Annotated in this window: 24 protein-coding genes and 1 riboswitch; of the genes, 13 read left to right on the plus strand and 11 right to left on the minus strand. The window is 74.3% G+C overall.

Features of this window, described 5'->3' with window-relative positions; translation table 11 throughout:
• Positions 1-394, plus strand: a 394-nt coding sequence (locus tag LQ51_RS29820; RefSeq protein ID WP_046571658.1) for a C39 family peptidase, incomplete at its 5' end; no start/stop codon positions are given.
• 58 nt (positions 395-452) lie between these two features.
• Here the strand turns inward: LQ51_RS29820 and dusB are convergent.
• From dusB to LQ51_RS29845, 5 genes are all read right to left on the minus strand, one after another.
• Entirely contained in the window at positions 453-1,619 is a 1,167-nt protein-coding gene (gene dusB / locus LQ51_RS29825) for a tRNA dihydrouridine synthase DusB (RefSeq protein ID WP_046571515.1), read from the minus strand.
• A gap of 37 nt (positions 1,620-1,656) precedes the next feature.
• Positions 1,657-3,081 carry an MFS transporter gene (locus tag LQ51_RS29830; protein ID WP_052745101.1) on the minus strand — a complete coding sequence of 475 codons (1,425 nt, stop codon included), beginning with the start codon at positions 3,079-3,081 and terminating at the stop codon, positions 1,657-1,659.
• A gap of 155 nt (positions 3,082-3,236) precedes the next feature.
• Positions 3,237-4,616 (minus strand): glycine--tRNA ligase, encoded by a 1,380-nt coding sequence (locus LQ51_RS29835; protein WP_046571516.1) that lies wholly within the window; start codon positions 4,614-4,616, stop codon positions 3,237-3,239.
• A 113-nt stretch (positions 4,617-4,729) separates the two neighbouring features.
• A complete protein-coding gene (locus LQ51_RS29840; protein ID WP_231605937.1) occupies positions 4,730-5,290 on the minus strand; it encodes an Rv0361 family membrane protein in 561 nt (186 codons plus the stop codon).
• A 25-nt stretch (positions 5,291-5,315) separates the two neighbouring features.
• Positions 5,316-5,657, minus strand: a complete 342-nt coding sequence (locus LQ51_RS29845) for an antibiotic biosynthesis monooxygenase family protein (protein ID WP_046571517.1) — start codon at positions 5,655-5,657, stop codon at positions 5,316-5,318.
• Between the two features lie 27 nt (positions 5,658-5,684).
• Between LQ51_RS29845 and LQ51_RS29850 the strand changes: the two genes are divergently transcribed.
• The 8 genes from LQ51_RS29850 (at position 5,685) to LQ51_RS33575 (ending at position 10,193) form a co-directional block, all read left to right on the plus strand.
• Entirely contained in the window at positions 5,685-5,942 is a 258-nt protein-coding gene (locus LQ51_RS29850; protein WP_046571519.1) for a DUF6703 family protein, read from the plus strand.
• A 72-nt stretch (positions 5,943-6,014) separates the two neighbouring features.
• Entirely contained in the window at positions 6,015-6,944 is a 930-nt protein-coding gene (locus LQ51_RS29855; protein WP_046571520.1) for a metal ABC transporter substrate-binding protein, read from the plus strand.
• The gene (locus tag LQ51_RS29860; RefSeq protein WP_046571522.1) at positions 6,941-7,702 is read left to right on the plus strand and encodes a metal ABC transporter ATP-binding protein; all 762 of its coding nucleotides are present in this window, start codon (positions 6,941-6,943) and stop codon (positions 7,700-7,702) included. The genes LQ51_RS29855 and LQ51_RS29860 overlap by 4 nt, the downstream gene beginning before the upstream one ends.
• Positions 7,702-8,586: a metal ABC transporter permease gene (locus LQ51_RS29865; RefSeq protein WP_046571661.1), complete on the plus strand. Its 885-nt coding sequence runs from the start codon at positions 7,702-7,704 to the stop codon at positions 8,584-8,586. Before LQ51_RS29860 ends, LQ51_RS29865 begins: the two co-directional genes overlap by 1 nt.
• A gap of 43 nt (positions 8,587-8,629) precedes the next feature.
• Positions 8,630-8,932, plus strand: a complete 303-nt coding sequence (locus LQ51_RS29870; RefSeq protein WP_046571524.1) for an ArsR/SmtB family transcription factor — start codon at positions 8,630-8,632, stop codon at positions 8,930-8,932.
• Between the two features lie 40 nt (positions 8,933-8,972).
• Positions 8,973-9,365: a Fur family transcriptional regulator gene (locus LQ51_RS29875; protein WP_046571525.1), complete on the plus strand. Its 393-nt coding sequence runs from the start codon at positions 8,973-8,975 to the stop codon at positions 9,363-9,365.
• Between the two features lie 45 nt (positions 9,366-9,410).
• A complete protein-coding gene (locus LQ51_RS29880) occupies positions 9,411-10,016 on the plus strand; it encodes a hypothetical protein (protein WP_046571663.1) in 606 nt (201 codons plus the stop codon).
• Between the two features lie 9 nt (positions 10,017-10,025).
• The gene (locus LQ51_RS33575; protein WP_197087952.1) at positions 10,026-10,193 is read left to right on the plus strand and encodes a hypothetical protein; all 168 of its coding nucleotides are present in this window, start codon (positions 10,026-10,028) and stop codon (positions 10,191-10,193) included.
• A gap of 727 nt (positions 10,194-10,920) precedes the next feature.
• Here LQ51_RS33575 and LQ51_RS29885 read toward each other — a convergent pair.
• From LQ51_RS29885 to LQ51_RS29905, 5 genes are all read right to left on the minus strand, one after another.
• Positions 10,921-12,978, minus strand: coding sequence for an acyl-CoA dehydrogenase family protein (locus LQ51_RS29885; RefSeq protein WP_369799912.1), 2,058 nt, complete (start codon positions 12,976-12,978; stop codon positions 10,921-10,923).
• A 268-nt stretch (positions 12,979-13,246) separates the two neighbouring features.
• Entirely contained in the window at positions 13,247-13,750 is a 504-nt protein-coding gene (locus LQ51_RS29890; protein ID WP_046571527.1) for a DUF6328 family protein, read from the minus strand.
• A gap of 117 nt (positions 13,751-13,867) precedes the next feature.
• The gene (locus LQ51_RS29895; protein ID WP_046571528.1) at positions 13,868-14,617 is read right to left on the minus strand and encodes a sugar isomerase domain-containing protein; all 750 of its coding nucleotides are present in this window, start codon (positions 14,615-14,617) and stop codon (positions 13,868-13,870) included.
• A complete protein-coding gene (locus LQ51_RS29900) occupies positions 14,614-15,426 on the minus strand; it encodes an AAC(3) family N-acetyltransferase (protein ID WP_046571530.1) in 813 nt (270 codons plus the stop codon). Before LQ51_RS29900 ends, LQ51_RS29895 begins: the two co-directional genes overlap by 4 nt.
• Complete coding sequence (locus LQ51_RS29905; RefSeq protein ID WP_046571667.1) at positions 15,423-16,247, minus strand: alpha/beta fold hydrolase; 825 nt, start codon at positions 16,245-16,247, stop codon at positions 15,423-15,425. The genes LQ51_RS29900 and LQ51_RS29905 overlap by 4 nt, the downstream gene beginning before the upstream one ends.
• A gap of 89 nt (positions 16,248-16,336) precedes the next feature.
• A riboswitch (TPP riboswitch) is annotated at positions 16,337-16,443 on the plus strand.
• A 72-nt stretch (positions 16,444-16,515) separates the two neighbouring features.
• Here LQ51_RS29905 and LQ51_RS29910 point away from each other — a divergent pair.
• From LQ51_RS29910 to LQ51_RS29920, 3 genes are all read left to right on the plus strand, one after another.
• Positions 16,516-17,094, plus strand: coding sequence for an ECF transporter S component (locus tag LQ51_RS29910; protein ID WP_046571531.1), 579 nt, complete (start codon positions 16,516-16,518; stop codon positions 17,092-17,094).
• 174 nt (positions 17,095-17,268) lie between these two features.
• The gene (locus LQ51_RS29915) at positions 17,269-18,684 is read left to right on the plus strand and encodes an ABC transporter ATP-binding protein (protein WP_046571532.1); all 1,416 of its coding nucleotides are present in this window, start codon (positions 17,269-17,271) and stop codon (positions 18,682-18,684) included.
• Between the two features lie 8 nt (positions 18,685-18,692).
• Positions 18,693-19,493, plus strand: a complete 801-nt coding sequence (locus tag LQ51_RS29920; protein ID WP_046571669.1) for an energy-coupling factor transporter transmembrane component T family protein — start codon at positions 18,693-18,695, stop codon at positions 19,491-19,493.
• Between the two features lie 272 nt (positions 19,494-19,765).
• Here the strand turns inward: LQ51_RS29920 and LQ51_RS29925 are convergent, their stop codons facing one another.
• The gene (locus tag LQ51_RS29925) at positions 19,766-20,008 is read right to left on the minus strand and encodes a hypothetical protein (protein WP_046571534.1); all 243 of its coding nucleotides are present in this window, start codon (positions 20,006-20,008) and stop codon (positions 19,766-19,768) included.
• 411 nt (positions 20,009-20,419) lie between these two features.
• Between LQ51_RS29925 and gndA the strand changes: the two genes are divergently transcribed.
• Entirely contained in the window at positions 20,420-21,862 is a 1,443-nt protein-coding gene (gene gndA, locus LQ51_RS29930; RefSeq protein ID WP_046571536.1) for an NADP-dependent phosphogluconate dehydrogenase, read from the plus strand.
• The last annotated feature ends 22 nt before the right edge of the window (positions 21,863-21,884 follow it).

A 21,884-nucleotide genomic window follows, 5' to 3' on the forward strand; every position in this document is an offset into this window, starting at 1 on the left:
CAAGGAAATGGGCACCACCGAGGCCGGCACCAACTCCATCAACGACATCACCCCGGTGCTGAACAAGGAGACCGGCGCCAAGGACGCCTACAAGTCGGTCGAGATCAGCACCCCCAAGGCCGACGACAAGCAGACCGACAAGCTTCGGGCTGACGTGGTCAAGACCGTCGACGCCGGCCGTGCCGTGGTCGCCAACATCGCGGGCACCGCCACCGACACCGACGGCAACACCCACTCCTTCGAAGGCGGCCACTACATCAGCGTCGTCGGCTACCGCGACAACGGCCACACCGTCACGATCGCCGACAGCGCCAACCCGAACACCGCCTCCTACCGCATGAGCGTCGACAACCTCGCCGACTGGATCGCCACCCGCGGCTACAGCGCCTCCTGACGATCCAAGCACCAGCGAAAGGGCCCGACCCCGTACGGGGTCGGGCCCTTTCGGCGCATCAGCCGCCGGAGTCGTCCAGCTCGGCCCCGTCGGGCGGGGTGTCGTCGTCGCGGCTGGCCAGCCAGCCGTCGGGCAGGAACACCTTGCCGGGGGAGTTGGTCCGCCCGCGCGGCTGCCCCAGGGTCTCCACCGGGAACGGCACGGCCGGGTCGAGCTTGCCGAGCAGGTCGTCGAGCTGCGCCAGGCTCTCGATCATGGCGAGGGAACGGCGCAGCTCGCTGCCGATCGGGAACCCCTTGAGATACCAGGCGACGTGCTTACGGAAGTCGGTGCAGCCGTCCCGCTCACCCCGCGCCGGGTTGCGGGCACCCGCCACGAACTGGTCGACCAGCAACTCGGCGTGCCGGCGCATGGTCACCGCCACCTCGCCGAGGCTCGGCAGCCGCCGCTCGCCACGACCGTTGAAGGCTGCCTCCAGGTCGGCGAAGAGCCACGGCCGGCCCAGGCAGCCGCGCCCGATCACCACGCCGTCCACCCCGGTGTGGTCGACCATCCGCAGCGCGTCGTCGGCCTCCCAGATGTCGCCGTTGCCCAGCACGGGCACGTCCAGCGCCTGCTTGAGGGTGGCGATGGCGTCCCAGTCGGCGGTGCCCGAGTAGCGCTGCGCGGCCGTACGCCCGTGCAGGGCGACCGCGGCGACGCCGGCGTCCTGGGCGGCCAGCCCCGCCTCGACGTACGTCAGGTGGTCGTCGTCGATGCCCTTGCGCATCTTCACCGTGACCGGCACCCCGGCGGGTGACGCGGCGTCCACCGCGGCCCGCACCAGCCGGGCGAAGAGCCGCCGGCGCCACGGCAGGGCCGAGCCACCGCCGCGGCGGGTGACCTTCGGGACCGGGCAGCCGAAGTTGAGGTCGATGTGGTCGGCGAGGTCCTGCTCGACCACGATCCGCACGGCGGCGGCGGTGATCTCCGGGTCGGTGCCGTAGAGCTGGAGGCTGCGCGGCTGCTCCTCGGCACCGAAGGCGATCATGCGGAGGGTCTTCGGGTTCCGCTCGACCAACGCCCGGGTGGTGATCATCTCGCAGACGTAGATGCCGCCGCCCTGCTCCCGGCAGAGCCGGCGGAAGCCGACGTTGGTGATCCCGGCCATCGGCGCGAGCACCACCGGCGGCCACACCTGGTGCGGCCCGACAGTCAGCGGTGCGGTGATGGTCGGAGCGGTCACCTGACCAGTGTAGGGAGCGGTTCTCGGGTACCGCCGCCTACCGGGCCGCCGCCCCCTGCGGCGCGGACGACGGCGCGCTGCCGGGCTCCCCCGCCGGCATGATCAGCAGCAGCGCGAGGGCGCCCAGCCCGCCCGCGACGGCACCGACGAACTGCACGACGCCGTAGCCGACCCCGGCGGCCAGCAGCGTGAGGAAGACCGCCACCGAGATCGCCCCGGCCACGTGCGTGGTCGACTCGAACACCGCCGAGGCCGTCCCCTGGTCGGCCGGCGGCGCGTGACCGACACACACCCGGGTCAACCCGACGTAGATCGGGCCGGCGCTGAGCCCCCAGGCGACGAGGATGCCCACCACGAGCACCAGCGGCCCGCCCGCGTTGACCGCGACCAGCGCGAGCGTGACCGCGCACAGGACCAGGGCGACGGTCACCACCCGCCGCGCCCCGAACCGGCGGATCAGCGCGCCGGCCGGAGCGGCGCTGACCAGCGCGCCGAGCAGCACCGGGGCCAGCACCAGCCCGGCGCCCGCCGGGGACAGGCCGTGGACCTCCTGGAGGTAGAGGCTGCCCACGACCACCACCACCGCGTACGCGGCCGAGTGCGCGGCGAAGGCGAGGCAGCCGGCCACCAGCCGGCGCGACCGGAGCAGGGCCGGCCGGACCAGCGGGTCAGCCACCCGCCGCTCGACGCGTACCAGGAGGAACAGCAGCACCGGGGAGGCGGCCACCGCGCCGAGCGCGACCGGGTCCGGACCCGACTCGGCGATCCGGTTGGCACCGAAGATCAACGCGAGCAGCGCGCCGGTGGCCAGGACCGCGCCGGCGAGGTCCAGCCGCTGTCGGTCGCCCGGGTCGGGCCGGCCCGCCGGGAGCAGCAGCCGGGCCGCCACCACCGCCATCAGCCCGACCGGCACGGTGGCCAGGAAGACCCAGCGCCAGCCCAGGTGCGAGGTGAGCAGGCCGCCGACGATCGCGCCGGCCAGACCGGCCGTGTTCGCGGCGGCGGCGACGACCGCGAACACCCGGCTGCGCCACGGCTCGTCCGGGAAGAACGTCGCCGCCGACGCCAGGGTCGCCGGGATGGCGAGGGCCGCGCCGGCGCCCTGCAGGACCCGGCCGAGCAGCAGCGGGAGCAGCGCGGTGGCCAACCCGGCCAGGACCGAGCCGAGAGTCGCCAGGGCGAGGCTGCCGACGATCAGCGGGCGGCGCCCCCACAGGTCGCAGAGCCGGCCCCCGAGCAGCAGCAGGCCACCGATGCTCAGCGAGTACAACGTCACGACCCACTGCAGGCGGGCCGCGTCGAGGTGGAACTCCGCGCCGATGCGCGGCAGCGCGGTGGCCACCGCCAGGCTGTCGAAGAGCACCAGGAACATGGCGCTGGCCAGGACCAGGGCGGTGGGCCAGCGGTGCACCGCCACCGCGGGTGCCGGGGCGACGGACGGTTCGGTGGTCGCCTGCCGCATCCCGCCCCCTCCGCTGTCCGTGGGGACCTGCTACCCGGGTACTCCCGGCGGCTAACGGCCACCGGCGCGCGGAATCCAGACACGTCAACCCGTCGCCCCGCCCGGCAGGTACGCGGAAGGGCGCCGTCGGCGACGGCGCCCTTCCGGGTACGAGGTCAGCAGCCGGGCAGGCGCTCGATCAGGTAACGCTCGACCTGGTCCAGGGAGATGCGCTCCTGGCCCATGGTGTCCCGGTTCCGCACGGTCACCGCGTTGTCGTCCAGCGTGTCGAAGTCGACGGTGACGCAGAACGGCGTGCCGATCTCGTCCTGCCGGCGGTAGCGGCGGCCGATGGCCTGCGAGTCGTCGAACTCGACCACCCAGCGCTTACGCAGGTCGGTGGCGAGCTGCTTGGCCTTCGGCGAGAGCGCCTCGTTGCGGGACAGCGGCAGCACCGCCACCTTGACCGGGGCCAGCCGCGGGTCGAAGCGCATGACGGTGCGCTTGTCCACGCCGCCCTTGGTGTTCGGCGCCTCGTCCTCGTCGTACGCCTCGAGCAGGAACGCGAGCACCGCGCGGGTCAGGCCGGCGGCCGGCTCGATCACGTACGGGATCCAGCGCTCGCTCCTGGTCTGGTCGAAGTACGACAGGTCGACCCCGGAGTGCTTGCTGTGCGTGGAGAGGTCGAAGTCGGTGCGGTTGGCGATGCCCTCCAGCTCGGCGAACTCGGAGCCGCCGAACTGGAACCGGTACTCGATGTCGACGGTGCGCTTCGAGTAGTGGGAGAGCTTCTCCTTGGGGTGCTCGTAGAAGCGCAGGTTCTCCTCGGACAGGCCCAGGTCGAGGTACCAGTTCCAGCGCTCCTGGAGCCAGTACTCGTGCCACTGCTCGTCGGTGCCCGGCTCGACGAAGAACTCCATCTCCATCTGCTCGAACTCGCGGGTCCGGAAGATGAAGTTGCCCGGGGTGATCTCGTTGCGGAACGACTTGCCGGTCTGCGCGATGCCGAACGGCGGCTTCTTGCGGGCGACCGTCTCCACGTTCTTGTAGTTGACGAAGATGCCCTGGGCGGTCTCCGGACGCAGGTAGTGCATGCCCTCGTCGCTCTCCACCGGGCCCAGGTAGGTCTTCATCAGGCCGTTGAACATCTTCGGCTCGGTGAAGGTGCCCTTGTTGCCGCAGTTCGGGCAGTTCAGCTCGGACAGCGAGGTGAGCGGCTTGCCGTGCTTCTCGGCGTACGCCTCTTCGAGGTGGTCGGCGCGGAACCGCTTGTGGCAGGACTGGCACTCGGTCAGCGGGTCGACGAACTCGGCGATGTGGCCGCTGGCCTCCCAGACCTGGCGGGCCAGGATGACCGCCGAGTCCAGGCCGACGACGTCGTCGCGCTGCTGGACCATGGTCCGCCACCACTGCCGGCGGACGTTCTCCTTGAGCTCCACGCCGAGCGGACCGTAGTCCCACGCCGACCGGGTGCCCCCGTAGATCTCGCTGGAGGGGAAGACGAAGCCTCGGCGCTTGGCGAGGCTGACGACGGCGTCGATACGGTCGGCTGGCATGTTTCCTCCTACGCCGGCTGGCGGTCGGCGGGGGCGATGTGAGTGGAACCGGACGGTTCGGGACAACGGTACGACCGCCCGAGTCCCGAGCCCAGCAGAATACCGGGGCCCGGTCAGCTCACCCCACACACCTCCATGCCGCCCGTCTGCTGGTCCGGCGCGAGGGTCACCGTCTGGGCCTCCCGCTTGCCGCCGGCGAGGGTCACGTCGACCGGCACGGTCAACGTCTGCGGGTCCACCTCGCCGACCCGGTAGCCGGAGATCTGCGGTTCGGTGGCCACCCGCTGCTCGAACTCCGTGCGGGACTCGCGCCGCCGGGCGTCGTCGCAGAGCTGGTCGTACGCCTTGGACCAGTCCTTCTCGACGAGGGCCTGGTAGTAGTCGTCGGTGACCGCCCGGCCCTGTTCCTCGACGGCCTGGACGTTGCTCACCGCCAGCCCGACCACCGCGGCGCCGCCGCCGCCGCAGCAGAGCAGCACGGCGAGCGCGCCGACGCCGAGGCCGAGCCAGAGGCGGGCCCGCCGGCCCTCGGTGGGCGGGGCGGCGAAGGGCGGGGCGACCCCGGGACCGGGCGGGGGTGCGGGAACGCCGGGGTCCGCCGGCGAGTCCGGTGCCGCGGGCGCGTCGGACGGCACGGGATGCGGGGGTGGGGCGGCCGGGCCGGGTGCGGTCATACGCCAGAGGGTAGTGCCCTCCGCGTCACCGGTAAGGACCTGCGGCCCGATCACTGGCGACGATGACGATCTCGCCGTCCGGCGCGGCGCTGGCGAGGGTCTCGTACGCCGACGGCTCGTCGACGGACTGGGCCAGCAGCGGCACGGCGGTGACCTTGACGTCGAAGCCGCCCAGCGCCCGCCGGTACGCCCCGACCGACTCCCATTCGGTGAGCAGGCACCAGTGGGCGGGGTCGTCGAACGCGCGCAGCAGCTCGCCGCGCCGGTAGCCGGGGCGGGCGGCGAGCGCGGTGAGGGCGGCGTGCGCCCGTTCGGTGAACTCGGACGCGCCTTCGGGGGCGACCACGAACCGGTTGGTGACCAGCACCGGCTTCCTCCTCGTAGAGTCTGTGGGATGGAGCGTACGCAGACTCCCCTGCTGGCCCGGTTGTCCCGGCTCAACCCGACGGTGGTGTTCCTGGCCACTCTGGTCGTGGTGCTGGTGGGGCTCTTCGCTCCCGGCGCCTTCGGCGGTGGGGTGCTGCTGGCGTTGGCCGCGGTGCTGGTGTGGCTGATGGTGGTCACCTGGCCGGTGCAGGCGGTGGGCACGCGCGTGCTGCGCCTGGTGATGCTGACGCTGCTGCTCGCGGTGGCGCTGGCCAAGCTGCTGTGAGCCGCCCGCGCGGGCGGACATGCAATCATGCGTTTTTGACAATCAATTTCGTTATCGCGGACAGTTGACGGCATGACCGTCCGCATCGCCCGCGCCCTGGCCGCCGCGACCGCCCTGCTCACCCTGGGTGGCGCCGCGGCCTGCTCGGCCGAGGGCGGCGGCGGACACGACCCGGGCCGGGTGGACGTGGTGGCCGCGTTCTACCCGCTGCAGTTCCTCGCCGAGCGGATCGGCGGACCCACGGTCACCGTCACCAACCTGGTCAAGCCCGGCGCCGAGCCGCACGACCTGGAGCTCAACCCCCGCCAGGTCGGCCAGGTCGTCGACGCGGAACTCATCGTCTACCTGGGCGGCTTCCAGCCGGCCGTGGACGAGGCCGTCGCGCAGAACGGCGGTGACCGGGCCTTCGACGTCGCCGGCGTGCAGCCGCTGCGGGCCGACGCCGGCCACCGGCACGCGGACGGCACCGAGCACGAGGCCGACAGCGGCGGCCTGGACCCGCACGTCTGGCTCGATCCGACCCGGTTGGCCACCATCGGCGACCGGCTCGCCGAGCGGCTGGGCCGGGCCGACCCCGACCACACCGCCGACTACACCGACCGGGCGGAGGCGCTCCGCACCGACCTGGCCCGGCTCGACAGCGAGTACGCCGAGGGCCTGCGGAACTGCCAGCGCCGGGAGATCGTGACCAGCCACACCGCGTTCGGCTACCTGGCCGACCGCTACCACCTCGACCAGGTCGGCGTCACCGGCCTCAGCCCGGAGGCCGAGCCCTCCCCGAAGCGCCTCGCCGCGGTGGCCGCCGAGGCCCGGGCCCACCGGGCCACCACCATCTTCTTCGAGACCCTGGTCAGCCCGAAGGTCGCCGAGACCGTGGCCCGGGAGGTCGGCGCGCGCACCGCCGTGCTCGACCCGATCGAGGGCCCGCCCGCCGAGGGCGACTACCTGACCGCGATGCGCACCAACCTCCAGACCCTGCGGACCGCCTTGGACTGCTCATGACCACACCCGTGATCCAGGTCACGCACGCCGCCGTCGGCTACGACAGCCGGACGGTGCTGCGGGACGTCTCGCTCACCGTCACCGCCGGCGAGGTGGTCGCCGTGCTCGGCGCCAACGGCTCCGGCAAGTCCACCCTGATCCGCGCCGTGCTGGGCCTGGTCCCGCTCGGCGCCGGATCGGTCACCCTCTTCGGCGCACCGCAGCGCCGCTTCCGGCAGTGGCACCGCATCGGGTACGTCCCGCAGCGGCTCGGCGCGGGCAGCGGCGTACCGGCCACGGTCAGCGAGGTGGTGGCCTCCGGCCGGCTGGCCCGCCGGGGCGTGCTGCGCCCGGCCGGGCGGGCCGACCGGGAGGCGGTCGCCGCGGCCCTGGACGCCGTCGGCCTCGCCGACCGGGCCGCCGACCCGGTCGCCACCCTCTCCGGCGGCCAGCAGCAACGCACCCTGATCGCCCGGGCCCTGGCCGGCCGCCCGGAACTGCTGGTGCTGGACGAGCCGACCGCCGGGGTCGACATGGCCAGCCAGGAGGCGTTCGCCCGCGCGCTGCACGGCTTCGTCGACCACGGCGGCACCGTGCTGCTGGTCGCCCACGAGCTGGGGCCGCTGCGGCCGCTGATCAGCCGCGCCGTCGTCGTGCACCAGGGCGGCATCTGCCATGACGGTGCGGTGCCCGAGCCGGCCGGGCACCACGCCGAACCGGGCCACGACCACGTGCACCCGCACTGCGACGAGGAGCCCGCCGGGCTGTGGAGCAGCTGATGGATCTCTTCCAGTACGACTTCATGCTGCGCGCCCTGGTCGGCGCGCTGGTCATCGGGCTGGCCGCGCCGGCGCTCGGCATCTATCTGGTGCAGCGGCGGCTGGCGCTGATCGGTGACGGCATCGGGCACGTTGCGCTCACCGGCGTCGGCGCGGGGCTGCTGCTCAACCGCTCCCCCGTGCTGGTGGCCGTGCTCGCCGCGACGGCCGGGGCGATCGTGATCGAGCTGGTCCGCGCCCGCGGGCGTACCTCCGGCGACCTGGCCCTGGCGCTGCTCTTCTACGGCGGCATCGCCGGCGGCGTGCTGCTGGTCGGGCTCTCCGACGCCAGCAGCGCCTCGCTCAACGCGTACCTGTTCGGGTCGCTGATCACGACCTCCCGGGGCGACCTGGTCACCATCCTGCTGCTCGGCCTGGCCGTGCTGGTGGCGATGGTGGCCCTGCGCCCGGCGCTCTTCGCGGTCTGCCACGACGAGGAGTACGCGCGGGTCTCCGGGCTGCCCGTCCGGGCGCTCAACCTGCTGCTCGCGGTGACCACCGCGGTGACCGTGACGATCGCCATGCGCTCGGTCGGGGTGCTGCTGATCAGCGCGCTGATGGTGGTGCCGGTGGCGACCGCGCAGCAGGTCACCCGGGGGTTCGCCAGCACCATGGCGGCGGCCATGACGCTGGGGCTCTTCGCCGCCGGCGCGGGTGTCGCGGTCGCCGCCGGCGCGGACACCCCGCCCGGCGCCTCGGTGGTGCTGCTGGCCATCGCCTCGTTCCTGGTGGTCGCGCTGGTCGCGGCGGGCTGGCGGGCGGTACGCCGGCGGTCCCGGCCGGCCGCCACGCCGGTCACCGAGGCGTTCGCCGAGCCGCCGGAGCACGAGGTGGCGCTCCCGTGAGCCGCCGCGGGCCGGCCCTGCTGGCATTGGTTACCGTTACAGAGTGACGGCCACCAACGGGTACGACGCCTTCGAGGGCGCGGGGGAGCTGCTGCGCGCCTTGTCGGCGCCGATCCGGCTGGCCATCGTCAGCGAGCTGGCCGAGGGTGAACGCTGCGTGCACGAGCTGGTGGAGAAGCTGGGCGCGCCCCAACCACTGGTCTCCCAGCACCTGCGCGTGCTGCGCGGCGCCGGCGTGGTGCGAGGTTCCCGCCGCGGCCGGGAGATCGCGTACGCGCTGGTCGACGAGCACGTCGCGCACATCGTGGCGGACGCGGTCAGCCACGCCGGGGAGGGGCCGCGATGACCGGGCGGCCCACCCGGGGCGGCCGGAGGGAGGTGTCGGCGTGACCGACGGAGCGCTGCGCAACACCCGGCAGCGGACGGCGGTGAGCACCCTGCTGGCCCAGGTGGAAGGCTTCCACAGCGCCCAGGATCTGCACGCGATGCTCCGCCAGCGCGGCGAGCGGGTCGGCCTCACCACGGTCTACCGGACGTTGCAGGGGCTCGCCGACGCCGGCGAGATCGACGTGATGCGCCCGCCCGGTGGCGAGCACCTCTACCGGCGGTGCAGCGAGGGCCACCACCACCACCTGGTCTGCCGGCGCTGCGGGCGGACCGTCGAGGTGGCCGGCCCGGCGGTGGAGAGCTGGGCCGAGCGGGTCGCCGCCGAACACGGGTACGCCGAGGTCAGCCACACCCTGGAGATCTTCGGCACCTGCCCGGCCTGCGCCGGCTGAAGCTGGATCGTGCCGGCCGCGCCGGAGCGTGGCACGCTGTCCGGCGTGAAGATCTACGCTGATCGCTTTCCGATCGCCCTCCGTCAGCTCCTCACCGACCTGCTCGTGGTCGCCTGGGTGTACGCCTCGATCCGCTTCGCGCTCTGGCTGCACGACCTCATCGAGAAACTCGCCGTACCCGGACAGAAGCTGGAGGGGGCCGGCGGCAGCCTCGCCGACAACCTGGCCGAGGCGGGCGGCAAGGTCGGCCGGGTGCCGCTGGTCGGCGACGAGCTGACCGCCCCCTTCAACCGGGCCGCCGACGCCGCCCGGTCGGTCGCCGAGGCGGGCCACGACCAGCAGCAACTCGTTGGGCAACTCGCCCTGGGGCTGAGCCTGGCGGTGCTGGTCGTCCCGCTCGGCCTGGTGCTCGTCGGCTGGCTGCCGCTGCGGCTGCGCTGGATGCGCCGGGCCGGCGCGGCGAAGCGGCTGGCCGCCGCACCCGCCGGACGCGACCTGCTGGCGCTGCGCGCGCTCGCCGGGCAACCGCTGGGCCGGCTGACCCGGATCGACCCGGACGTGGCCGAGGCGTGGCGGCGCGGCGACGACCCGACCGTCGACGCGCTCGCCGAGTTGGAGCTGCGCAGCCTCGGCCTGAAGGCGGGCCGCTAAGGTGTGCCGGTGCTGTACTTCCTGATCGTCGTCGCGGTGCTGCTGCTGATCTACGCGGGCGTCCTGGTGAGCTTTGTCCGCAAGGGTCGCCGCATCCCGCCCGTCGCCTACCTGGTGCTGGCCGGCCTGAACGGGCTGATCCTGGCCGGGGTGATCGCCTGGGCCGTCGCCCGCTGACCCACTCCACTCCCCCACTCCCCCACGCCCCCGTCGACCCCCGCCCGACGCGAGGCCGTCCCGACGGCCCGGCGACGCCCTGGCCGCGCCCGCCGCACGGCCGGCGCGAGACGCGCACGGCGGCGCGAGGCGACGCATGGCAGCGCAGAATGCGGCATGTCAGCGCTTCCCGCGCCCCGGAAGCCACCACATGCCGCATCGCGTGGACCCGCCCCACCCCAACGCCATCCGCTGGACTCGTGCCCTCCATCGGCGCGCGCCCAGCCCGGCCCCGCCCGGTGGGGCAGGATGCGGCATCTCGGGCCTACCGACGCCCCCGGAAGCCACCACATGCCGCATCCCGTGGACCCGCCCCACCCCAACGCCATCCGCTGGACCCCTGCCCTCCATCGGCGCGCGCCCAGCCCAGCCCCGCCCGGTGGGGCAGGATGCGGCATCTCGGGCCTACCGACGCCCCGGAAGCCACCACATCCCGCATCCCGTGGACCCGCCCCACCCCAACGCCATCCGCTGGGCCCCTGCCCTCCATCGGCGCGCGCCCAGCCCAGCCCCGCCCGGTGGGGCAGGATGCGGCATCTCGGGCCTACCGACGCCCCGGAAGCCACCACATCCCGCATCCCGTGGACCCGCCCCGGCCGGCCGACACCCAGACCCACCCCGGCCGGTCGACGCGAAGACCACCCCACCCGGCCGGCGGGGTGGGCCGGGCGGGTGGGGCGGGGCAAGGTCAGTTGGCGGGTGGGATGCGGCGGCGGACGTCCTCGGCGGTCGACGGGCCGGGCTGCCAGCGGGCCACCCAGGGCTGCTCCGCGGACAGGGTCACCACCCCCTCCTCCAGGGCGGCGTACCGGCCGGCGAGGATCCGCTTCGCGGCCGCCACGTCGACCGCGTCGGTGTTGGACCACAGACCGGTGAAGAGCTCGTCGATCCGGAGCCGGGCCTGCCGGCAGAACAGGTCGGCCAGCTCCACGTTCTCGGGGTGCTCGGCCCGCTCGGCGGTGGCGCGGACGCAGACCGCCGACATCGCGAACAGCTCCGCGCCGATGTCCACCACCCGGCCGAGGAACGCCTGCTTGCGCTCCAACTTGCCCTGCCAGCGGGACATCGCGTAGAAGGTGGACCGGGCCAGCTTGCGGGAGGTCCGCTCGACGTGCCGCAGGTGCCCGGCGAGCGGGCCGAACTCGTGGTACGCCCCGGGCGCCTGGCCCCGGCCGACGGCGAGGGTGGGTAGCCACTTGGCGTAGAAGGCGCCGGCCCGGGCACCGGCCTTCGCCTTACGGCCCAGCCCCGCGTCCGGGTCGATGATGTCGCCGGCCACGGAGAGGTGCGCGTCGACCGCCTCCCGGGCGATCAGCAGGTGCATGATCTCGGTGGAGCCCTCGAAGATCCGGTTGATCCGCAGGTCACGCAGGAGTTGCTCGACCGCGGCCGGCCGCTCGCCCCGGGCGGCCAGCGATCCGGCGGTCTCGTAACCGCGTCCGCCCCGGATCTGGATCAGCTCGTCGGCGATCTTCCAGGCCATCTCACTGGCGTACAGCTTGACCAGCGCGGCCTCGATCCGGATGTCGTTGCGGTCGTCGTCGGCGAGCAGGCAACTGAGGTCGAGCATGCTCTCCATGCCGTACGTGGTGGCGGCGATGAAGGCCAGCTTCTTGGCGACCGCCTCGTGCTCGCCGACCGGCCGTCCCCACTGGACCCGGTCGGCGGCCCACTCGCGGGCCACGTTCAACGCCCACTTGCCGGCCCCGACGCACATCGCCGGCAGCGACAGCCGGCCGGTGTTCAGCGTGGTCAGGGCGATCTTCAGGCCCTTGCCCTCGCCGCCGATGACGTTCTCCCGGGGTACGAAGACGTCGTGGAACCGGGTGAGGCTGTTCTCCAGGCCGCGCAGCCCGACGAACTCGTTGCGCCGTTCCACGGTGATGCCCTCGCTGTCGCCCTCCACGACGAAGGCGGTGATGCCGCCGCGCCGCCCCTCGGCCGCCGGCACCCGGGCCATCACCACGAGGAGGGTGGCGACCGTGCCGTTGGTGGCCCAGAGCTTCACCCCGTTGAGCCGGTAGCCGGTGCCGTCCTCGGTCGGCTCGGCCGTGGTGGCCAGCCGGGCCGGGTCGGAGCCGACGTCGGGCTCGGTGAGCAGGAACGCCGAGACCTCACCGGCGGCCAGTCGGGGCAGGAAGCGCTGTTTCTGCTCGGGTGTGCCGAACATCTTCAGCGGCTGTGGCACGCCGATGGACTGGTGTGCCGAGAGCAGCGCGCCGATCGCCGGGTTGACCGAGCCGGCCCGCATCAGCGCCCGGCAGTAGTGCAGGTTGCTCAGCCCGAGGCCGCCGTACTTGCGGTCGATCTTCATGCCGAACGCGCCGAGCCGGGCCAGCCCGTGGAACACCTCGTCGGGGATCCGCGCGTCCCGTTCGATGGCGGCACCGTCCACCTCGGCGTCCAGGTACGCCCCGAACGCGGCGAGGAACTCCTCGGCCCGGGCGGTGTCGTCCGGGTCGGCGCGCGGCCACGGGTTGATCAGGTCGAGCTGGAACCGGCCGAGGAAGAGTTCCTTGCCGAAGCTGGGCCGGTCCCAGGCTGCCTCCCGGGCCGCCTCGGCGACCTGGCGGGCCTCCTTCTCGGAAACCTGTCCGGCCTCGGTGGGCAGCGGGCCGGCCCCGCCCGCGGCGGCGACGGCCGCGGCGCTGCCGGCCGGCGGTCCGGGATCGTCGATGGGCGCCACCCGCCCGGTGGGGCCACCGTGCCCGGCGGGGTCGGGTCGACTGTTCTGTGTCGTGGTCACGGCTGCCTCCTGGAGACCTCGGTCCGGCTGCGTCGACGTGCGACGACATTGACGCTACTCCCGGGTGTTACCCAGGGGTAGCGTCAGCGGCAGGTCCGATTTGGCGGGGCCGGGCACGCCCCGCACGCCAGAGGCACCGCGAGCTGGCCAGCGCCGGCACGACGACCGACCACCGGACCAGGCAGCGCCGGCACGACGACCGACCACCGGACCAGGCAGCGCGGGCGCGGCCGTGCCGGGCAGCGCGGGCGCGGCCGTGCCGGGCGGCTCAGTCGCCGACCAGCACCCGCGGATCGTCCTCCTCGTCGTCGATGTCGTCCTCGCCCCAGTTGCGCCGGGCGAACGGCAGGATCACCCAGAAGAGCAGGAACCAGGCACCGGTGATCCCGCTGAGCAGAAAGGCGATCGGCCGGTCGAGCACGAAGTCGGTGATCAGCAGGACCGCGCTGACCATCGAGACGAGCATGAGCCCGAGGCCGCCGGTGGCCATGAGGTGGGCGAAGCGGACAAGTTCCGGCTTGCGGCCCTGCCGGAACAGCGCCCGGTGGAAGGCGACCGGTGAGATGATCATGGCGGTGGCCCCGGCGGCGGCCAGCAGAGCGACGACGTAGACGTCCTTCTGGAACGGTGTCGTCCTCGTGAAGCCGTTGCTGAACGGCAGGGTGAGCAGGAACGCGAAGAGAATCTGCACGCCGGTCTGCGCCACCCGCAGCTCCTGGAGCAGGTCGGCGAAGTTGCGCTGCCAGCGCTGCCTCTCGGTCTCCTTGGACACCCATCACCTCCGGGCTGGACACCTGTTGCCGGTGGGGGGAATCCCACCGGCAGCCCACGGTGTGCCCGTTACCGCTCGCGGCGAAACGCGGGGCTTCCTCGCGCTCCGCCGGATCGCTCACGCCCCCCGGCGGATCCGCCCGGCGTACCGGGCCTCCAGCTCGGCGTTGTGCTCGTCGCCACCGGTGATGTTGGCCGACAGGTAGACCGGCGGCTGCTCCCCCGCGGCCAGCAGCCGGGCCACCACCTCCGCCACGATCTGCTGTGCCAGCAGCGCGGCGGTGATCGAGGAGACCGCGCCGACCGCGCCGCCGCCGGGCAGCGGCAGGGTGGCGTCGCCGTACGGGGCACCGTTGTCGAGCACCACGTCGGCGAAGTCGGCGAGCTTGCGGCCGCTCGGGTGCCGGGAGGTCATCCGGGCCGAGTGCGCGGCCGAGGTGATCGCGACCAGCGGGTGCCCGCGCTCCTTGACGATGGCCGCGAACTCCACCATCGCCCCGTTGACGCCGGAGTTGGAGGCGAGCACGAACACGTCCTGTTGCCGGACCGGGGCCAGCTCGTAGAGGCGGTGCGCCACCGCGGGCTCGCGCTCCAGTTTCGGGCCGAGCACGTCGGCCGGCTCCCCGCCGTACAGGACCAGGTCACGCAGGGCGATCCGGTTGGTCGGGACCAGCCCACCGGCCCGGCCGGCGATCTCCATGGCGAGGGCCTCGGAGTGCCCGGTGCCGAACGCGTGCACCACCCCGTCGGCGCGCAACGATCCGCTGATCAGCTCGGCCGCCCGGGCCACGTTCTCCCGCTGCCCGGCGGCCACCCGCCCGATCGTCTCGGTCACCACCGCCAGGTACGCCTCGGCGCTCACGCTCATGCTTCCTCCGTCCGTCGGTTCCGGGCCAGCCAGTCCACCGCGAAGTCGACCGCCGCCCGCTGCCTCATCAACCGTCCCGTGCCGTCGCCGACCGGTCCGAGCCGCACCGCGCCGGTGGCCTCCAGTTCGACGCCGAGCCGGTCGAAGTCCTCCTCGTCGAGGCGTACGTCCTCCCACCACACCCAGTCCCGGCCGCCGTCGGCGGTGAGTACGGCCGCGCCGCACCGCTCCCGGGGCGGCGCGGGCTGCCGGTACTCGGCCAGATGCAGCGAGGTGTTGCTGCCGTGGTCCACGCCGAGCAGCAGCACGTCGGCGTCGAGTTCGTACAGCCGGGCCAGCGGGGAACGCTCGCCGAGCATGTCGGTCAGCGGGTGATCGGCGACGATCCGCTCGGCGGCCGGCCCGAGCGCGGCGAACGAGACGTACGGGTGGTCGCTGCGCCGGGCGCCCGGCCAGGTACGGACCAGCTCCGCGAGGGCGCCCATGAACCGGCTCGGGGTGACCGCGGGATCGAAGCCGGGCAGCTCCGCCCGGATCACCGGCCACCAGTCGGGCGGCACCGGCGGGTTGGTCCAGCCGGCCGGGTCGCTGTTCTCCGGGGTGTGGGTGGGCACCACGACCGTCCCGTCCGGGCCGAGCACGTCGCGCAGGGCGGCCAGCACGGCCTCCGGGCCACCGCAGAGGAAACCCAGCGGGCGCAGGGCGGCGTGCACCAGGACCGTACCGCCGGGGCGTACGCCGAGGGCGCGGAGCTGGGCGGCGAGCGACGCGCGGGTGTGCGGGCGGGCCGGCCCGGCGGTGGCGCTCACCGCCCGACGCGGGCGAGGATCGCCGCGGCGAGCGGGGCCGGGGCCTCGTCGGGGATCCAGTGCGTCACGCCGGTCAGCGTCACGAAGCGGTAGTCGCCGGTCACGTGGCCGGCGCAGGCTTCGGCGGCGGTCCGGCCGATCGCGATGTCCCGGTCGCTCCAGACGAAGGTGGTCGGCACGTCCACCGGCCCGACGGCCTTCATGTCCGCCCCCGACATGGCCCGGTACCAGTTCAGCGCGGCGGTCAGCGCGCCCGGCTCCCGCATCGGGTCGGCGTAGCGGGCCACCCGGGCGGCGTCGCCGACCCCGGACAGCATCCGGCGCAGGGCGGTGGCGCGGAGCGCCAGCAGCACCGTCTCCGCCTTGCCGGGCCGCCGGAACAGGGCGATGTAGGCGGAGCGGGCCTTCTGCCGCGGGTCGGTGGCGAGCGCGTGTCCCATCGCGGCCGGGTGCGGCACCGAGACCGCGGTGAGGGTGCGGACCCGCTCCGGGTGGGCCGCGGCCAGCCCCCACGCCACGATCGCGCCCCAGTCGTGGCCGACCAGGTGCGCGCGGGTCACCCCGAGCGCGTCGAGCACGGCGGCCGCGTCCGCCACCAGCTCCGGGATCCGGTACGCCTCGACCGCCGCCGGCCGCGCCCCCGGGGCGTAGCCCCGCTGGTCGAGGGCGTACGTGCGCAGCCCGGCGGCGTGCAGGGTGGGCACCACGTCGTCCCACTCGCCGGCGTGCTGCGGGAAGCCGTGCAGCAGCAGGACGGGTTCGCCGTCCTCGGGGCCGCCGGTGCGTACCTCGAACGTCAGACCTCGCGCCTCGACCCGCATGATCGCCACCCTACCCACCGGTCCACCCGGTGCTCGCCCTGCTGGGCTGCGGGTGGGGGTCGGTGCTAGCGTCTGCGACGAGACAACTTCACATCCGACAGGGGAGCGCACAGCGCTGAGAGTGCGGGCCGGTGCCCGCAGACCCTCGAACCTGATCTGGGTAATGCCAGCGCAGGGAGTTCGGTCGACCTCCAGCCGCGCCGCCGTCCGGTGATCCGGGCGCGGCGTGCGTCTTCTCCTGGTTCGCCTGACGGAACTGGGAGCAATCATGGACAGCACCAACCGGTGGCGCACCATCGACATCGTCGTGGCCTCCGTGCTCGGGGTGGCCTTCGGCATCATCTTCTGGGCCTGGGGCCTGCTCTGGAACGGGCCGGCGGACGCCATTCCGCTGCCCGGCCGCGCCGTCCTGTACGGCGTCTGGCTGGTGCCGGCCGTGCTGGGCGCGCTGGTCGTCCGGAAGCCGGGCGCGGCGCTCTTCACGCTCACCCTGGCCGCGCTGGTGTCGGTGGCGTTCGGCACGAGCTGGGGCTGGACGATCGTGGTGCAGGGCCCGCTGGAGGCGGCCGCCGCCGAGCTGGCCTTCGCGCTGTTCGCGTACCGCAGCTACCGGCTGCCGGTGGCGCTGCTGGCCGCGACCTTCGCCGGCCTGGCCGCGGCGATCTACGACGTCTTCGTCTGGTACCCGGGCACCGCGTGGGGCAGCTTCCGTCTGCCGTACATCCTGCTGACCGCGGCCAGCTCGCTGGTGGTGGCCGGCCTCGGCGGCATCGCCCTCACCCGGGCCCTGGCCAACACCGGCGTCCTGGACCGCTTCCCCGCCGGCCGCGAACGCGCCACCGTCTAACCCCCACCCCACCCCACCCCACCCCCACCCCACCCCCACTCCCCCCACCCCCGCCCCGGCCGCGTTGATCAAGGAGTTTGCGTCGCGCCCGAGCGGTTTCCCAGACGCAAACTCCTTGATCAACAAGCCGAGGGCCGGAGGGCCGGAGGGCCGGAGGGCCGGAGGGGGTGTCAGGTGGGGGCGGTGAGCCTGCGGGGGTTTGGGTGGCGGCACGCTGGGCGGCGGCAGTGGGCGGTGCGGGGGGTGGACCTGCGCATTGAGGGTGGCGAGCGGGTGCTGCTGCTGGGGGCGTCGGGGGCGGGCAAGAGCACGCTGCTGGGGGCGCTGGCCGGGCTGCTGCCGGAGGACTCCGGCGAGCAGGAGGGCACCGTCGAGATCGACGGACTCGACCCGCGCAAGGCCCGGGAACGGGTCGGCATCGTCTTCCAGGACCCGGAGAGCCAGCTCGTGATGGCCCGCTGCGGCGACGACGTCGCGTTCGGGCTGGAGAACCGCGGGGTGCCCGCCGACGAGATCTGGCCCCGGGTCGACGAGGCGCTGCGCCGAATTGGCTTCCCGTACCACCGGGACCGGCCCACCGCGGCGCTCTCCGGCGGCGAACAGCAGCGGCTCGCCCTGGCCGGCGCGCTGGCGCTGCGGCCGGGCCTGCTGCTGCTCGACGAGCCGACCGCCAACCTGGACCCGGCCGGCGCCGCGCTGGTCCGGCGGGCCGTCGCGGACGCCGTCGACGCCGACACCACGCTGATCCTGGTCGAGCACCGGGTCGCCGAGGCGCTGCCCCTGGTCGACCGGGTGGTGGTGCTGGAACCCGGCGGCGGGGTGCGCGCCGACGGCGCACCCGACGCGGTCTTCGCCGCGCACGGCGACGCGCTGGCCGACGCTGGCGTCTGGGTGCCCGGCCGCACCGTGCCGCCCCGGCGGGCCACCGCGACGCCCGGCGCGGTGCTGCTCACCGCCGACCGGCTCGGCCTGCCGCCCCGGCTGGCCCCCACCGACCTCGAGGTACGCGCCGGCGAGGCGCTCGCCGTCCTCGGCCCCAACGGTGCCGGCAAGTCCACCCTGGCCCTGCTGCTCGGCGGGCTGCTCCGCCCGGGCGGCGGCGCGGTCACCGCGAGCGAGGCGCTGGCCGGTCGGGACGCCGACGCTCCCCCGCACCGCTGGCGGGCGCCCGCCCTGGTCCGGCGGATCGGCTCGGTCTTCCAGGATCCGGAGCACCAGTTCGTCACCGGCAGCGTCCGCGACGAGCTGGCGCTCGGGCCGCGCCGCACCGGCCAGCCCGAGCCGGTCGTGGCGGCGACCGTGGACGCCCTGCTGGCCCGGCTGCGCCTGGACCGGCTGGCCGGGGCGAACCCGTACACCCTCTCCGGCGGCGAGGCGCGGCGGCTGAGCGTGGCGACCGCCCTGGCCACCGCGCCCCGCCTGCTGATCTGCGACGAGCCGACCTTCGGCCAGGACCGGCGCACCTGGCGGGAGCTGGTCGACCTCCTCGCCGAGCTGCGCGACGCCGGCCACGGCGTCGTGACGGTCACCCACGACCCGGACTTCGTGGCCGCGCTGGCCGACCGGACCGTCACCCTGGAGCGCCGATGAGCCCGGCGATGATCAGTGCTGGGCCGATCGCGGCGGCCGGAGCGCCGCTGGCCCGGCGCAACCCGGTGGCGAAGCTGGCCGCCGCGCTGCTCTTCTCCCTCCTGCTGATCGCCACCCTGGACCCGGTCGCCCCGGCGATCGCCATCGCGATCGAGCTGGCGGTGCTGCCGTTGTTCGGCATCCGCCACCGGGTGCTCGCCCGGCGCGCCTGGCCGCTGCTCGCCGGGGCGGGCGGCATCCTGGTCACCCTGGTGCTCTTCGCCGCCGACCGGTCCGGCCCGGTGCTGCTCGCGGCCGGCCCGGTGCTGGTCACCCAGGGGGTACTGGTCACCGCGCTGGGCCTGGTGCTGCGCATGCTCGCGGTGGCGCTGCCCGGGATCATCGTGTTCGCCACCACCGACGCCACCGATTTGGCCGACGCGCTGATCCAGAACGCGAAGGCGCCGGCCCGGTTCGCGCTCGGCGCGCTGGCCGCGTTCCGGTTGGTGCCGCTCCTCGAAGAGGAATGGCGGATGATCAGCATGGCGCGCCGGGCCCGCGGCGTGGACGCCGGCCGCAACCCGGTGGCCAAGCTGCGGCTTTTCGCGTCGACGGTGTTCGCTCTGCTGGTCGGGGCGATCCGGCGCGGTACCCGGCTGGCGGTGGCGATGGACGCGCGCGGCTTCGACGCGGGCATCCCGCGCACGGTCGCCCGGCGGCAGCACTTCACCCGGGCGGACACCCTGCTGGTGGTGGCCGCCGGGGCGCTGGGCGCCGCGGCGCTGGCGGTCAGCGTGCTGCTGGGCACCTTCCGCCCGCTGCTCGGCTGATGCCGCTGCGTCATATCGCCGAACAGCACTGCGCCTCCGCGCACGGCGCGGCACCGTGCCGTCGCAAGCTGCGCCTCCGCGCCCGGCGCGGCACCGTGCCGTCGCAAGCTGCGCCTCCGCGCCCGGCGCGGCACCGTGCCGTCGCAAGCTGCGCCTCCGCGCCCGGCACCGGGCCGTCGCGACGAGCTGCGAGCGTCCGCGCGCCCGGCTTGCTCGGCCGGCCCGGACCGGACCGCGTGGCGGGCGGACCGGTCCGGGCGGCGAGGGTCCGATCAGCTGCGCCGGAAGGCGTAGAACCGGGTCTGGCCGGCGCGCTGGCTGCGGCCGACGACGCGGGTGTCCCGCCCGGCCGGCGGGCCGGCCTTCGGCGGTGCGGGCGGTGTGCCGCCGGCCGGTGCCGGCAGCGTCACCGGGTCGGCGGGCATCACGGCGAGGGCGTCGAGATCCGTCGGGGTCACGTCCTTCAGGGACGGCGACGGCTTGCGGGACTTCTTCGGACTGCGCTTGGCGGGCATACCCGAACCTCCTGACTCTCGGGCGCGCCGGGTCGCGGCGCGGCGAGCGGGTGCGCTCCGGCGGGTCCGACCATGGCAGGCACCGCGATGGACAGCGGTGGGGAGGATGCGGACGCCCGGAGCAGGACGGGTCCACGGCGTACGGCGGTGGACCGGGCTCGACGAAAGGGCGTCAGTTACGCATGCCAGCAGGCTAACCGGCCGCACCGCCGGCCCGCACCCGAATTACCGTCCGCCGCGCGATCGCCCGCCGCACCTCGCCGGGAGCGGGGACGGCAGCACGGGCACCGGCCCTACCCGGAGGGCGGGCGTGACGGCACGGTCACCGACCGTCGACGTCCCGGCCCGGGCCCGCGCGGGCCGCGATACGGTCGCAGCACGTGCAGGTCGGACCGAAGGGTGGCGGTACGCATGACAGAGCGGGCGACGGCGCAGATCGGGGTCACCGGCCTCGCGGTCATGGGCCGCAACCTGGCCCGGAACCTGGCCCGGAACGGATTCACCGTGGCGGTGCACAACCGCTCGCCCGAGCGCACCCGCAGCCTCGTCGCCGAGCACGGGACCGAGGGCGCCTTCGTGCCGGCGGAGTCCATGGCCGACTTCGTCGCCGCGCTGCGACGCCCCCGCGCGGTGATCGTCATGGTGAAGGCGGGCGCCCCTACGGACGCGGTGATCGACGAACTGGTCCCCCTGCTCGAGGCGGGGGACATCGTGGTCGACTGCGGCAACGCACACTTCGCCGACACCCGCCGGCGGGAGGAGGCGCTGCGCGGGCACGGCCTGCACTTCGTCGGCACCGGCGTCTCCGGCGGTGAGGAGGGCGCGTTGCACGGGCCCAGCATCATGCCGGGCGGCTCGGACGAGTCGTACCGGACGCTCGGCCCGATCTTCGAGAAGATCGCCGCGCAGGTCGACGGCACGCCGTGCTGCCGGCACATCGGCCCGGACGGGGCCGGCCACTTCGTCAAGATGGTGCACAACGGCATCGAGTACGCCGACATGCAGCTCATCGCCGAGGCGTACGACCTGTTGCGGGCCGGCCTGTCGGCGAGCCCGGCGGAGCTCGCGGAGATCTTCCGGCAGTGGAACGGCGGCGAGTTGGAGTCCTTCCTCATCGAGATCACCGCCGACGTGCTGGCGCACACCGACGCCGCGACCGGCCGCCCGTTCGTGGACATCGTGCTGGACCAGGCCGAGCAGAAGGGCACCGGCCGGTGGACCGTGCAGAGCGCCCTCGACCTTGGCGTCCCGATCACCGGCATCGCCGAGGCCACCTTCGCCCGGTCGCTGTCCGGGCACGCCGACCAGCGGGCGGCCGCCCGCCGCGCGTTCCCCGACGCCGGCGAGAAGTGGCAGGTCGACGACCGGGAGAGCTTCGTCGAGGACGTCCGGCGCGCGCTGCTGGCCAGCAAGATCGTCGCGTACGCGCAGGGCTTCGACCAGATCCGGGCCGGCAGCCGGGAGTACGACTGGGGCATCGACCTGGGCGGCACCGCCACCATCTGGCGGGGCGGCTGCATCATCCGGGCCCGCTTCCTGGACCGCATCCGGGCCGCGTACGACGCGGAGCCGGAGCTGTCCACGCTGCTGGTCGCCCCGTGGTTCGCCGAGCAGGTCAGCGCCGGGGTGCCGGCCTGGCGGCGGGTGGTGGCCGACGCGGCCCGGGCGGGCGTGCCGGCGCCGGCCTTCTCCTCGTCGCTGGCCTGGTTCGACGCGCTGCGCGCCGAGCGGCTGCCGGCCGCGCTGATCCAGGGCCTGCGGGACAACTTCGGAGCGCACACCTACCACCGGGTGGACCGGGAGGGTGCGTTCCACACGCTCTGGGCCGGCGACCGTTCCGAAGTGTCGGGGTGAACCCGGCCCGGCCCGGCGGCCG

The organism is Micromonospora sp. HK10, assembly GCF_000982955.1.
Classification (GTDB): domain Bacteria; phylum Actinomycetota; class Actinomycetes; order Mycobacteriales; family Micromonosporaceae; genus Micromonospora.

What these genes read in the sequence shown, in the direction of transcription:
- LQ51_RS29830 (WP_052745101.1), bottom strand. Translation starts at nt 3,081, where the DNA reads ATGCGGCAGGCGACCACCGAACCGTCCGTCGCCCCGGCACCCGCGGTG.
- LQ51_RS29835 (WP_046571516.1), bottom strand. Translation starts at nt 4,616, where the DNA reads ATGCCAGCCGACCGTATCGACGCCGTCGTCAGCCTCGCCAAGCGCCGA.
- LQ51_RS29840 (WP_231605937.1), bottom strand. Translation starts at nt 5,290, where the DNA reads ATGACCGCACCCGGCCCGGCCGCCCCACCCCCGCATCCCGTGCCGTCC.
- LQ51_RS29850 (WP_046571519.1), top strand. Translation starts at nt 5,685, where the DNA reads ATGGAGCGTACGCAGACTCCCCTGCTGGCCCGGTTGTCCCGGCTCAAC.
- LQ51_RS29855 (WP_046571520.1), top strand. Translation starts at nt 6,015, where the DNA reads ATGACCGTCCGCATCGCCCGCGCCCTGGCCGCCGCGACCGCCCTGCTC.
- LQ51_RS29860 (WP_046571522.1), top strand. Translation starts at nt 6,941, where the DNA reads ATGACCACACCCGTGATCCAGGTCACGCACGCCGCCGTCGGCTACGAC.
- LQ51_RS29865 (WP_046571661.1), top strand. Translation starts at nt 7,702, where the DNA reads ATGGATCTCTTCCAGTACGACTTCATGCTGCGCGCCCTGGTCGGCGCG.
- LQ51_RS29895 (WP_046571528.1), bottom strand. Translation starts at nt 14,617, where the DNA reads ATGAGCGTGAGCGCCGAGGCGTACCTGGCGGTGGTGACCGAGACGATC.
- LQ51_RS29905 (WP_046571667.1), bottom strand. Translation starts at nt 16,247, where the DNA reads ATGCGGGTCGAGGCGCGAGGTCTGACGTTCGAGGTACGCACCGGCGGC.
- LQ51_RS29910 (WP_046571531.1), top strand. Translation starts at nt 16,516, where the DNA reads ATGGACAGCACCAACCGGTGGCGCACCATCGACATCGTCGTGGCCTCC.
- LQ51_RS29920 (WP_046571669.1), top strand. Translation starts at nt 18,693, where the DNA reads ATGATCAGTGCTGGGCCGATCGCGGCGGCCGGAGCGCCGCTGGCCCGG.
- LQ51_RS29925 (WP_046571534.1), bottom strand. Translation starts at nt 20,008, where the DNA reads ATGCCCGCCAAGCGCAGTCCGAAGAAGTCCCGCAAGCCGTCGCCGTCC.
- gndA (WP_046571536.1), top strand. Translation starts at nt 20,420, where the DNA reads ATGACAGAGCGGGCGACGGCGCAGATCGGGGTCACCGGCCTCGCGGTC.